11 protein-coding genes are annotated in these 11781 nt (G+C 62.8%); 2 read left to right on the top strand and 9 right to left on the bottom strand.

The features are described 5' to 3' along the window. Window positions 1-20: 20 nt before the first annotated feature. Window positions 21-1466 carry an MFS transporter gene (locus GCT19_RS21835; RefSeq protein ID WP_152853111.1) on the top strand — a complete coding sequence of 482 codons (1446 nt, stop codon included), beginning with the start codon at window positions 21-23 and terminating at the stop codon, window positions 1464-1466. A 299-nt stretch (window positions 1467-1765) separates the two neighbouring features. Beyond that, window positions 1766-2080, top strand: a complete 315-nt coding sequence (locus GCT19_RS21830; RefSeq protein ID WP_152853110.1) for a DUF4148 domain-containing protein — start codon at window positions 1766-1768, stop codon at window positions 2078-2080. 262 nt (window positions 2081-2342) lie between these two features. Here GCT19_RS21830 and scpA read toward each other — a convergent pair whose 3' ends face one another. The 9 genes from scpA to GCT19_RS21785 all read right to left on the bottom strand — a co-directional run bounded on the left by scpA (window position 2343) and on the right by GCT19_RS21785 (window position 11770). Then, window positions 2343-4439 (bottom strand): methylmalonyl-CoA mutase, encoded by a 2097-nt coding sequence (scpA, locus tag GCT19_RS21825; protein WP_152853109.1) that lies wholly within the window; start codon window positions 4437-4439, stop codon window positions 2343-2345. Then, window positions 4436-5257: a Pnap_2097 family protein gene (locus GCT19_RS21820; RefSeq protein WP_152853108.1), complete on the bottom strand. Its 822-nt coding sequence runs from the start codon at window positions 5255-5257 to the stop codon at window positions 4436-4438. The genes scpA and GCT19_RS21820 overlap by 4 nt, the downstream gene beginning before the upstream one ends. Further along, complete coding sequence (locus GCT19_RS21815) at window positions 5254-6555, bottom strand: MSMEG_0569 family flavin-dependent oxidoreductase (protein ID WP_152853107.1); 1302 nt, start codon at window positions 6553-6555, stop codon at window positions 5254-5256. The genes GCT19_RS21820 and GCT19_RS21815 overlap by 4 nt, the downstream gene beginning before the upstream one ends. Before the next feature lie 70 nt (window positions 6556-6625). Further along, window positions 6626-6910, bottom strand: a complete 285-nt coding sequence (locus GCT19_RS21810; protein WP_018432741.1) for an MSMEG_0570 family nitrogen starvation response protein — start codon at window positions 6908-6910, stop codon at window positions 6626-6628. 23 nt (window positions 6911-6933) lie between these two features. After that, window positions 6934-8103 carry an MSMEG_0565 family glycosyltransferase gene (locus GCT19_RS21805; protein ID WP_152853106.1) on the bottom strand — a complete coding sequence of 390 codons (1170 nt, stop codon included), beginning with the start codon at window positions 8101-8103 and terminating at the stop codon, window positions 6934-6936. Continuing rightward, window positions 8100-9086: a sll0787 family AIR synthase-like protein gene (locus GCT19_RS21800; RefSeq protein ID WP_152853105.1), complete on the bottom strand. Its 987-nt coding sequence runs from the start codon at window positions 9084-9086 to the stop codon at window positions 8100-8102. Before GCT19_RS21800 ends, GCT19_RS21805 begins: the two co-directional genes overlap by 4 nt. Beyond that, window positions 9083-9646: an MSMEG_0567/Sll0786 family nitrogen starvation N-acetyltransferase gene (locus GCT19_RS21795; protein WP_152853104.1), complete on the bottom strand. Its 564-nt coding sequence runs from the start codon at window positions 9644-9646 to the stop codon at window positions 9083-9085. The genes GCT19_RS21800 and GCT19_RS21795 overlap by 4 nt, the downstream gene beginning before the upstream one ends. A gap of 2 nt (window positions 9647-9648) precedes the next feature. After that, complete coding sequence (locus GCT19_RS21790; RefSeq protein ID WP_026228158.1) at window positions 9649-10779, bottom strand: MSMEG_0568 family radical SAM protein; 1131 nt, start codon at window positions 10777-10779, stop codon at window positions 9649-9651. Beyond that, window positions 10751-11770: a Nit6803 family nitrilase gene (locus GCT19_RS21785; protein ID WP_152853103.1), complete on the bottom strand. Its 1020-nt coding sequence runs from the start codon at window positions 11768-11770 to the stop codon at window positions 10751-10753. The genes GCT19_RS21790 and GCT19_RS21785 overlap by 29 nt, the downstream gene beginning before the upstream one ends. Window positions 11771-11781 lie beyond the last annotated feature (11 nt).

Genomic DNA, 11781 nt, shown 5'->3' with positions numbered 1-11781 from the left:
CAGGAAAGGAACATATCGACATGACTTCCCGAACCACCATCAAGACCGACGCCTTAGCCCGGCTCGATCACATGCCGTGGACTCGTTTCCACACCCTGCTGACGGTCGCGCTAGGAGTGGGCTGGACGCTTGACTCGTTTGAAACCAATATCATCGGTAGCGTGTTCGGCACGATCAAGGCGCTCTGGCACCTCGATGCGGCCCAGAGCTCGCTAGCAGTGAGCGTGTGGGTGCTCGGCATTCTGGTCGGCGCGGTGGCGTTCGGCTACCTGGCGGATCGCTTCGGCCGCAAGCGCCTGTTCCTGGCTACGCTCCTCTGGTATGCCGCGTTCAGTGTGGCAACCATCTTCGCGTGGGATTACCACTCGTTCCTCGTGTTCCGCGCACTGACTGCGCTCGCCGTCGGCGGCGAGTACTCGGCCGTGACGGCCACCATGGGTGAATTTATTCCGCGCCGCAATCGCGGACGTACCGACGCGCTGATCCTGTCGGGTTTTCCGCTCGGTGCCGTGTTGTCGGCCATTGTTTCGTACTATGCTCTGAATCTCCTGCCGCCCGACATCGCGTGGCGCGTGGGTTTTGGCCTGGGTACCACGATGGCGCTGATTTTCTTCTGGATTCGCCGCGTGATCCCCGAATCTCCGCGCTGGCTTCTGCAGCAAGGGCGTGTCACCGAAGCCGAAGCAATCGTCGATGAAATTGCCGCGTATGCGAAGGGCGCTGGGATCAGCGCGGCAACCGAGGCGCAGAAACGCTATCAGCCCACCGCGATCGTGCCCGCACACCCGACGTTCTGGCGCAACGTGAGTGAGCTGGTTGGCCGCTATCGCGGACCGTGCGGCCTTGCCAGTGCGCTGAACTTCTCGCAGGCAGTCGTTGTGTATGGCGTACTGTCGTTGATGGCGCTCGTCATCCTGCCGTACATGAAAGTGCCTGCTGCTGCTATGCCGATCTACTACATTTACGGCAACGTAGCGGCTTTGCTCGGCGGCCTGCTGGCATCGTGTGTGCTCGAATCGTGGGGACGTCGCGCATCGCTGTTCACGAGCTACACGTTCACCGTGCTCGCGATTCTGGCAGTGTACTTTGCGCAAACGCTGCCTTCCATGGTGTTTGGTTACTGCCTGATCCAGTTTGGCGTGACGTGGGGCTACATCTCGGCTTATGTGGTTTCGTCTGAAATCCTGCCGACTCGGTTGCGCGCCTCGGGTTTGGGCGTGTCCGTTGCATTCGGTCGAGTGGGTGCAATGATTACGCCGCTACTGTTGACCAGCGCCTTCAGCACGACGGGCACACCTTCCGCACCGTTGCTCGTGCTGCTGGCGCTCGCACTGCCCGGTCCGATTGCCGCCGCGATCTGGTGGGTCAAGGGACGCGAAACCCGGAATATTTCGCTGGAGGAAGGCAGCGATGATGCGTTGACGGACGCCACACCGCAGCAAAGTTTCCGAACGCGCGAAGCATAGACGCCTGGAAATTCAAAGGGCTGCAGAGAAATCTCTGCAGTCTTTTTTCATTCGGGTCTCCAAAACCTTGGAAAAAGACAGGAAAGAGCGAGATAAACCCGACGTTTCGATTTAGCCGGCACGACGACGTTTGAACTTATTGGGGACAAGTGCCATTGGCGACAAGATGCCAGCATTCTGCTGCCAGTTGGAACAATGCCTTCGAATACTAGGGGTTAACCCTCGGGCGGAAGGCTCCTAGACTTTCGCTGTCGGTGCAGACGCGTTGTCGCACCGCTAACAAAAGTCGGTGGAGAATCATGAAGTCCCTCATCCAAGCAGTTGCAGTTGCCGTTGCAGTCGTAGTGCCAGTTGCCTCGTCCGCCCAGTCGAATGGCCCGATTACCCGCGCCCAGGTGCGCGCGGAACTTGTTCAGCTTCAGAAGGCCGGCTATCGCGGTGGTGATGGCGATCAAGCGCACTATCCAGACGCGATCCAAGCCGCGGAAGCGAAGGTCGCCGCGCAGCAAGTTGCAACAAACGGTGGTTACGGCGGTGCCGCAAATGGTTCGTCGAACGCAGGTCGCGCGGCGGTGTCGAAGTCCGACTGGGACGCGATGTACAGCCACCCGTAACTTGACGGTGTTGAGCGCCTGAGCGCAATTTTGGATTTCGCAGGGACCCTCCGCGCCCTTTGTCGTCGCTCCATCGAGGACCGGCATACCAGTGACATTGCGACGGCCTGGGTTCCTCGTCGGAGCGGGGTCTAACGGTTGTTATCCCGCGATCAAATCTCTAGCATCCTTGCAGTGGCGACATGCTTGTACTTTTCGCATGTCTGATGTGCCTCGAGCATGAAGGCCGAACGGAGCCGCTCTGGTTGAACCCATTTACGACTTAGCTCATGAATGCGTTCGGACGCTCGACAAGACCCCGGCAAGACAGGCCGGCCAATTTCGCTACGATATGCGCTACGCTGGTACCTGTCGGAAAACACTCAGTCACACCGAGTCTTTTCAGCACTGCCTGACTGCTGTCGTCGATGTTGCCTCCCACGACGATGGGGATAGTCGCGTTTCGCGTCCGCAATTCGTCTATCAGCAGCGATGCCAGTTCAACATGCGCACCTGCCAGCGACGAAATGCCGATCACATCTACATCATGCTTCAACGCCTTTATGCCTGTTTCGGCGGCCGACGCGAACATCTCACCCGTCACGACGTCGAAGCCGGCATCCGCCAACGCGGCCGCGACGACGCTCACACCGCGATCATGTCCGTCCTGCCCCAGCTTGGCAATTAGAACGCGCGGTGCGCGCCCCAACCGCGACGCGACGCCCCTCACGGTCTTTAGAGCAGCGCTCCATCCTGGATCTGCCGAAAGCCTCTCGCCGAATTGCCCTGCCGCTGCCTGAATCTGTATCGGGTGGCGCGGCCATACCGCTTCGAGTGCTTGCGTGCATTCGCCGACAGTCGCTCGTGCACGCATGCATTCGATTGTCAGTTCGAGCAGATTGCCCGCGCCATCGCGAGCGGCCCGTTCGAGTGCGCCCAGTGCCGCGCGCACGGGCGCGGAATCGCGTGCGGCTTTAACTTCCGCAATCCGCCGAGCCTGATGCCTGCGAATCTGCTGCACGTCCACTTGAGAGATCGCAATGGGCGCGTCGTCATCATCTCGCTCAAAGCAGTTGACGCCTAAAATCGCGCGCTCCCCACTTTCAATTTCCGCCTGCACGCCAAGCGCCGAGTGACGGATGCGCTCGCGAATCCAGCCGGAATGTATCGCCTCCATCACGCCGCCACGCGCTTCGATCTCATCGAGTTGTAGTCGCACGCGGTTCGCGATGTCCGCCGTCAACGACTCCATCATGTACGAACCCGCCCAAGGATCGACGACATCGCACACGCCTGTTTCATGCTGAAGCACCAATTGCGTGTCGCGCGCGAGACGCGACGATGACGCACCCGGCAGCGCCAATGCTTCGTCGTAAGCATTGGTGTGCAGCGACTGGGTGCCACCGAAGATCGCCGCGAGCGCTTCGATAGCCGTGCGCACGACATTGTTCATCGGCTTATGCGCGGTCAGCGACCAGCCTGAAGTCTGACAGTGCATCCGCAGCGCACACGCCCTGTTGGAGCGTGCGCCGCTTTCCCGTGCGAGTGTCGACCACACGAGACGTGCCGCTCTCAGTTTCGCAATCTCGACGTAAAAATCGGTCCCCACGCCGAAGAAGAAGCTCATGCGTTCGCAGACGTGATCGGCCTCCATGCCTTGCCGGATCAGCGCATCGACATAGGTGCGCGCATTGGCCATCGTCAGCGCGAGTTCGAGGACGGCGTCCGCCCCCGCTTCCTGAAAGTGATAGCCGGACACCGACAACGCATTGAAGCGAGGGACCGCCGTCGCGAGATAAGCAACGACATCGGTCACGATCCGCAGCGAAGGTTCAGGCGCGAAGATGCAGGTGTTGCGTACGATGAACTCCTTGAGGATGTCGTTTTGTATCGTGCCCGTCAGTTGCGACGGGCGCACGCCGCTCTCCTCGGCCGCGACGATGAAAGCGGCGAGCACCGGCAGCACTGCACCGTTCATCGTCATGGAAACGGATATCCTGTCGAGCGCGATGCCTTCGAAGAGGCGCGCCATATCCTCGACGGTGTCGATGGCCACACCCGTCATGCCGACATCGGCACTCACGCGCGGGTCGTCGGAATCGTAACCGCGCTGTGTCGGCAGATCGAATGCGACGGACAGCCCTTGCGCGCCTTCCGTCAGAGCCGTGCGGAACGCGGGGTTCGAGTCGGCGGCTTGCGCATATCCTCCGTACTGACGTATCGTCCACGGCCTTTCGGTGTACATCGACGCAAACGGCCCGCGGACGAAGGGTGCCTCGCCAGGCATGCTGTCCAGGTGAGCGAGGCCTTCGAGATCGGCACGTGTATAGACGGGCTTGAGCGACACCGGGCGGCTGCGCGTCGTACGGTTCGCGTTCATCGGCGCCTCCAGTGCTTTTCCGTAATCACGTCCGCGATCTTTTCACCGTCGCTATTGCGCGTGACTTCCGTCCAGTGCCTGATGCCCTGCTCGTTCTCGCTCTCGCCTATGACGCGAATCCGCACCGCATCGCCGAGATCGACGTTGCCGTAGTAGAACAACGAGCGGCTCGCGACGACGGGTGGCTCGTCGAACCGACACCTCTGCCATTCGGCGCGATCGACAAAAGCCTGGAAGCTCGCGAAATACAGAAAGTCCGCGCCGTTGAAGTCACCGTTCGGGCACGGGAGAAACTCGATGGCTTCGCTGTCCGCGGCCGTGAGACTTTGCATCATCGCGCTATCGCCGGCACGGATGCGTTTGCCCATCTGTAGCATCTGCGCGGCATCCGCGGGCATCGGGCTCACTTCACCGGGCAGCGCCGCAAGCGCCGCGCGCGCGACCGACCGATTGTTGCGGGCCTCGCCGCGCGTCACGAAGGTCGACGACATCGACACCTGCGCAAGCCGCGCATCGCCCCGACCGACGCAATGCGTGCTGAAATGGCGCACGGCCCCCGTTCTGCACAGGCCGCTGCAAATCTCGAACTCGTCGTTTTCCTCGACCGCGTCGAAGCCATACGCCTGCAAGCGTATGGCGGTGAAGGCCGCATACGAACGGCCGCCATGATCGTCGTGAAAGTCGGGATGCTCGCGGCCCGCGTGGGCCGCCAGCGCCTGCCAATGTAGATGCCCGCACTCCTTGAGCAACCAGTTCTCCGACAGCCCGGTGAAACCGAGTTGCGGCATGCCCGCGCGATAGCGATGAATCAGCTTCATGCAGCGAGACTCGCCGATGCGGTACGCGATACATCGATGGCCGCGCGGATCGCATCGACGACATGCGCCGCATCGCGCGCAATGCCGGAGAAGCGGCCCGACCCCCAGGTATGCAGCCACGGCAAGCCGATGAAATACAACCCGGCTTGCGACGTCACGCCGCGTACGTGGGCAGGATAGCCTCGTCCGTTGAACACGGGGGCGTCGATCCAACTGAAGTCTGGCGTGAACCCGATGCACCAGATAATCGACGTGATGCCGCTCGCCGCCAGATCGAGCGACGTGCGTTCGCCTTCGGGCTTCCACACGGGTTCATACGGCACGCCCGGTGGCGCGTCGATGCCCTCTCTGTCGATGAAGGCATCGATGCTCGCATTGATGCGGTTGTACGTGTCGTCGGCGCTTTCCAGATTGCTGGTCAGGTTCGGCGCGAAATAAAGAACGCCGTCGCGCAGATCGTCGAGCCGTCCGTACAGTTCCATTCCTTCGAGCGCAAAACGCCGCAAGTCGATATCGCGGCCACCGTCGCGGCCCGTGACATAGTGATTCGTGTTGTCCCGCACGCCTTCGCGCAACGGATGCTGATCGACGGGCATCTCGTAGTAGCCCATGTCGGCGAGCCAATCCACCACATCCCGGCCGCGATAGAAGCGCGCGCAACGTGGCGCCTCGCCGACCGCCAGATACACCTTGCGACCCGCGATCTGCAGGTCCTCCGCGATCTGCGCGCCGGATTGCCCCGATCCGACGACCAGCACCGCGCCTTCGGGCAAGCTCTGCGGACTGCGGTAGTGCGACGACTGCAACTGCACGATGCCGTGCGGCAAGCGTTCCGCCATCCGCGGCACGATCGGCGTGTGATAGCCACCCGATGCGACGACCACATGATCGGCCGTGAATTCGCCGTTCGACGTCGACACCACATAGCTGCCGTCATGCTGGCGCCTGACACGCCTGACCTCCGTATGATCGACCACGGGCGCATCGACCATTTCGATGAAACCATCCAGATACGCGATGATCTCGTCCTTCTTCATGAAGCCGTGTGGATCGTCGCCGCGATACGGATAGCCCGGCAGCGCGCATTGCCAGTTCGGCGTGACGAGACAGAACGCGTCCCAGCGCTGCGAGCGCCACGTATGGGTGACCGTGTGTTTCTCGATGACGAGATGATCGATGCCCGCTTCTTTCAGATAGAAACTGATCGACAGACCAGCCTGACCGCCGCCCACGACGATAACCGTATAGTGCGGAGCCTGGTTCGATCCGGTTTGCGTCATCACATTCGAGTTCGACATGATTCGTTCCTGCTGTTCATTGGATGGGCCGGCGCGCCGTCCTGCTCGTGACGTGCGCCGCATCCGGGTTTCACAAAAGTTCGACGATACTCACCTTGGCCTGCGCATCCGACGCGAAGCGCTCCGCCTGCGCCTCGATCTGCGCAAGCTGGTCCATCGCAGCCGAGCACGCGAAACCGTACTTCTCGCGTACACGTTCCGAGCCGATATGGAGCGCTTCGCGCGCCCGTTCGACGAAGTCGTCGAGCGCATAGCGCTGCCCGGCGACGAAGTATTCGCCGACAACCGTTGAGGGCGAATAGCAGTTGGCCTCGGTGCCGTCCGGCCACTGGACCCTGAAATGCATGACAGGCATCGCGTTTCCTTTGAAAGAGAGATTCAGGCGGCGGCCGGCTGTGCATAACGCCGGTACAAACCGATATGGCAGCGGGCGCTCTCGCGCCAACTGAAGCGATCCAGCAGGTCGGGCACCGCGTACTCGAAGTCGATGCCACCGCGCCGGTCCAGCGCGTGTTGCAGCGCTTGCGCGATGCTTCCCGCGTCATCAGGTTGCGCCCAGCAGCAGACCCGATCGTTCAGATACTCCGTAAACGGCTCGATCCGCGAGACGACGACGGGCGTCCCCACGGCCAGCGCTTCCAGCACGACAAGCCCGAAACCCTCGCACAGCGACACCATCGAAACGACATCGGCACGCCGCATCAGTGCGGGAATCTCGTCGTCATGCAGCGCGCCCGTGACGACGATCGGCTCGCCTCGTCCAATCGCGAGGTTCAATTCCGTGGCCCGTGCGACGAATCGCCGTGTGTAAGCGTCGTGATCGAGCAGACTTGCGCCGCCTGCGATGATCAGTTGCGCATCGGTGTGCGTGCGCCGGAACAAAGCAAACGCGTCGAGAAGTTGCAGTGTGTTCTTGCGCGCCTCGATACCGCCCACCGCCAGTACGACCGGCGCACCATCGATACCGAACTTCGCGAGCGCTTTCGTATCGTTCCCCGCGTACTCGGGCCGGAAACGCTCGATATCGACGCCGTTGCTGACAGTCGATGCCGCGGTGCCGTAATCCTTCAGCATCCTGCGCGTCCATGTGTCGCTGACGCAGAAGACCGCGTCGGCATCCGCATACGCGCGCCGCTGCCATTCGATCAACCGAGGGTCGCTGAACGCATCGAGATGATGGACGGTACGCACGAAGCCGCGTATCGCTCCTTCCTGACGAAGCTCGGCGAGCGCATTGCCGCCGATCCCGTCTTGCGCGTGAAGGATGTCATAGTCCGATGGGGCATCGTCGCGCAATGCGGCCTTGAGCGCGTCGATGCGCATCTGCACCATCGATACCGTATCGTTGCCGTGCGCATCGACCGGAGCGAGCACGATCCGGCACGGCGAATCCCGAAACATTCGCGCGCCATTGACCGAAGGCGCGAAGATCGTCACTTCGTGCCCCGCGTCTTGCAGCGCGCGCCCGAGTTCGAGCGTGTGCACGACGCCGCCACGCGGATTCACCGAGTGCGTGAAGAGCGCAATTCGCAATGGCGTGGCGCTCATGCTGACACCTGGGCTGGCGCACCGATAAAAGGCCCATCGGCGAAACTCCATAGCAGCGCCGCATCCTTTTCTTGCTTGACGACGACTTCGCGCGATGCGTCCACGCGCCCGATCATTGCGCAAGCCAGATCGCGCTGCCGGAAGCGCGCAAGCACTGCTTCGAGATGTTCTTCGCGCACCGATAGCAGGAAGCCGAAGCTCGGAAACGCGTTGAGCCAACGTTCGAAATCGACGCCCGCTGGCCGCGGAATCGCGTCGAGATCGATACGCGCACCGACACCCGAGCATTCGAGCAGCATCAACGACGTGCCGAGCACACCCGCCATGCTGATGTCTTTCGCCGCATCGCAAAGACCGCTTTCTGCGAGCAGCGGCAACAGTTCCAGATCGTCGCGCAAGCGTTGCGCCGGTGCGCCCACCGATGCGTTCCAGAACGGATAGGGATCTTCAAAACGGCCTCGCAGATCGACGGCCATGATCAGACAGTCGCCGGGCCGCGCGTTGAAACTCGACAACAGTCTGCGTGCGCGGCCGACAATCGATACCGCCAGTTGCGGCTGAGCGCTGCGCGCATTGCTATGCCCGCCGACCACCGGGACGCCATACGCTCTCGATGCCGCCGCCATACCCGCGAGAATCTCTTCGGCGGCGCCGAGCCCGTCGCTCCACAGCGCATCGACGACCGCGAGCGGCCGGCCGCCCATGGCATAGACGTCACTGACGTTGACCATCACGCTGCTATAGCCCGCGAACCAGGGCATCGACGCGACGAAATCGGACACCAGCCCTTCGATCGCAAAGAGCAGATAACCGTCGCCATCGGCGATCGCCGCGCAGTCGTCGCCAACTGCGACGGCCTGGGCGAGATCGCGCGCGCCATGCGGCAAATGCGCCGCCAGCGATGCAACCACGCCCGCTATATCGGTCTTGTGGCGAAAGCCGCGGCTTTCACGCAGGCGTTCGACGAGATCGCGCAAGCTCATGATCGCCCCCGCGACGACGTGACGAAACCGCTCTCCGGCGTATGGCACGCCGGGTAATGCGCGAGGTCCGCCTCCATCAGGTGATGCTGCCGGCCGAACAGCATTTCTTCCGCGACCGTCTGCCAGTGCAGCCGCCGGAACAACGGCACGTTCTGGCTCTGCACATGCGCGAGAAAGGTCTCGCATCCAAGCGCATGCGCGCTGCTGACGGCCAGCCTGATCAGCGTCGAGCCGAGCTTGCCGTGCGAACGGAACGCGGCGTGCACCGCGAGGCGCGAGCCGAGCCACGTACGCGGCTGCGTCTCGTGAATCCGCACCGTCCCCACCACCTGTTCGGGCACGCCGGCAATGCAGCTGAGCGCGACGAGCAGCTTCGCGTGACGGTCGATGTCATCGCGGTCGTCGCCGACGAAGATGCCCTGTTCGACGCAGAACACCGCGCGCCGCAGTGCGTACGCTTCGTTGCTTTCCCATGGCAGCGTGGCCCATTTCACGCGGTATTCGGCGGGCGTGAACGCGAGCGGCAACGCGTCGGATTCGTCGAAGGTTTCGCAGTACATGGCTAAGCCTCGTACGATGCCAGCGACGAGCACGCGCCGCATTTTCCGCAACCGGCCTTGATGTCGGCGGAGCGCATCTTCGCATCGCGCAGCATCGCGCCGAGCGGCGCGAGTATCGACTTCATGAACTCGGGCGTGGGCGCGGGATGATCTTCGAGCGGCGTGCCGCTGATCGGCACGAACGGCACCACGAACGGATACACGCCGATGTCGATCAGCTCGCGCGAGATCGACAGGATCGCCTCGGCCGTATCGCCGAGACCCGCGAGTATGTATGTGCTGACCTGCCCCCTGCCGAACACCGCGACAGCCGCCCTGAACGCTTCCATGTAACGCGAAATGGGCACGCTCGCCTTGCCCGGCATCACGCGGGCGCGCACTTCGGGGCTCACCACTTCGAGATGCATACCCAGCGTATCGATGCCACTCGCCCTCATTCGCTCGAACCAGACGTCGTCGTCGGGCGGCTCGCATTGCGCCTGGATGGGCAGATCGACGGCCGCCTTGATCGCGAACGCGCTCTCGCACAAAATCCGCGCGCCGCGATCGGGCGTGGGTGGCGTGCCCGTCGTGAGCACCATGTGCCTGACGCCATCGAGCAGGACTGCGGCGCGCGCGACCTCGGCCAGCTGCTCCGGGGTCTTGCGCGCGATCGTGCGACCCGCCGCGAGCGACTGGCCGATCGCGCAGAACTTGCATGTCTTCTTGCGGCTTTCGTAGCGGATACAGGTTTGCAGCACCGTCGTGGCGAGCACATCCGTTCCGTGCAGCGTCGCGATGTGCGAATACGGCACGCCGTCGAGCGTTTGCAGCCGCGTGAAGCGTGGCGCTTTCGGGAAAGTGATGTTCGCAATCGGAATCGTGCCGCGCATCAGCGCGCTTTCGCCCGCTTCGTCGGGCACGCCCGCGACGAACGGCGAATTCCACGCCGAGCTCGTGTGCACCGGCACCATGATCGTCACGCCATCGACCGTCACGGCCTTGTGGTCGGAAGGTCCCGCGCCACCGCGCCGGCTGGCGGCGCCCGCGTTCGGATCGACGAGCCGCAGGCCCGCCGACTGCAACTCCGTGCGCAATTCCATCATCTCGCGCGCACTTGCGCTCTCAGACGACAGATTCATGCTGGCATTCATCCTGACCTCCACTCGTGGTTTCGAACCCAATGTCCGCACTCGCGGCCACCAACGCCGCTGACATCGGCGCGACGGGCGTCGCGGGGCGATCGTTGATGGCTAGACTGAGCAATTCAGGGCGCGCATAGTGGCCGACCGAATCCATCATGCGTTTGCGCTTGGTGATCAGCGCCATGTCGAGATCGGCGACGACCATCCCTTCGCCTTCGCGCAACGGCTCGGCAAGGTGCTGACCTTCGGGCGAAACGATGGCGGTCATGCAACCGCCGCGCAGCGCCTTTTGCAGCTTCGGATCGGTCGTCACCGACTCGATTTGCGCTTCGCTGAGCCAGCCCGTCGAATTGACGACGAAGCAGCCCGATTCGAGCGCGTGATGGCGGATCGTGACCTCGATCTGCTCGGCGAAAATCGGACCAACGAGCGAGCCGGGAAACTGGCTGCAATGGATCTCTTCGTGCTGCGTCATCAGCGCATAGCGCGCCAGCGGGTTGTAGTGCTCCCAGCACGCGAGCGCGCCGACCCGTGCGATGCCCGTGTGCGCAACCTTGAGGCCCGCGGCGTCGCCTTGTCCCCAGATCATCCGTTCATGGAACGTCGGCGTGATCTTGCGGCGCTTGAGCACGAGGCGGCCGTCGACGTCGAACACGAGTTGCGTGTTGTACAGGCTGCCGTGATCGCGCTCGTTGACGCCGAGCACGACGACCATCGCATGGCGCCGCGCCCGTTCCGACACAGCCTGAGTGACGGGCCCCGGCACAACGACCGCCTGTTCATAAAGACGCATGTGATCGGCGCCCGACGCCACCGGCGGACGTACGAAAGAGAAGTACGGGTAGTACGGCACGAACGTCTCGGGAAAGACGATCAGCTGTACGCCCTGTTGCGCGGCTTCGTCGATGGCGGCGCACACTTTCTCGAGCGTGCCGCCGGGACGCTCGAACTCCGGCGCAATCTGCACCGCCGCTGCACGGATGATTCGTTGCTCGGACATGATCGGCACCC

This window comes from Paraburkholderia atlantica (assembly GCF_009362785.1).
GTDB lineage: Bacteria > Pseudomonadota > Gammaproteobacteria > Burkholderiales > Burkholderiaceae > Paraburkholderia > Paraburkholderia atlantica.
This window is presented reverse-complemented; position numbering and strand designations above follow the sequence as displayed.

What these genes read in the sequence shown, in the direction of transcription:
- scpA (WP_152853109.1), bottom strand. Translation starts at nt 4,439, where the DNA reads ATGAACGCGAACCGTACGACGCGCAGCCGCCCGGTGTCGCTCAAGCCC.
- GCT19_RS21805 (WP_152853106.1), bottom strand. Translation starts at nt 8,103, where the DNA reads ATGAGCGCCACGCCATTGCGAATTGCGCTCTTCACGCACTCGGTGAAT.
- GCT19_RS21835 (WP_152853111.1), top strand. Translation starts at nt 21, where the DNA reads ATGACTTCCCGAACCACCATCAAGACCGACGCCTTAGCCCGGCTCGAT.
- GCT19_RS21815 (WP_152853107.1), bottom strand. Translation starts at nt 6,555, where the DNA reads ATGTCGAACTCGAATGTGATGACGCAAACCGGATCGAACCAGGCTCCG.
- GCT19_RS21800 (WP_152853105.1), bottom strand. Translation starts at nt 9,086, where the DNA reads ATGAGCTTGCGCGATCTCGTCGAACGCCTGCGTGAAAGCCGCGGCTTT.
- GCT19_RS21790 (WP_026228158.1), bottom strand. Translation starts at nt 10,779, where the DNA reads ATGAATGCCAGCATGAATCTGTCGTCTGAGAGCGCAAGTGCGCGCGAG.
- GCT19_RS21820 (WP_152853108.1), bottom strand. Translation starts at nt 5,257, where the DNA reads ATGAAGCTGATTCATCGCTATCGCGCGGGCATGCCGCAACTCGGTTTC.
- GCT19_RS21785 (WP_152853103.1), bottom strand. Translation starts at nt 11,770, where the DNA reads ATGTCCGAGCAACGAATCATCCGTGCAGCGGCGGTGCAGATTGCGCCG.
- GCT19_RS21795 (WP_152853104.1), bottom strand. Translation starts at nt 9,646, where the DNA reads ATGTACTGCGAAACCTTCGACGAATCCGACGCGTTGCCGCTCGCGTTC.
- GCT19_RS21830 (WP_152853110.1), top strand. Translation starts at nt 1,766, where the DNA reads ATGAAGTCCCTCATCCAAGCAGTTGCAGTTGCCGTTGCAGTCGTAGTG.
- GCT19_RS21810 (WP_018432741.1), bottom strand. Translation starts at nt 6,910, where the DNA reads ATGCCTGTCATGCATTTCAGGGTCCAGTGGCCGGACGGCACCGAGGCC.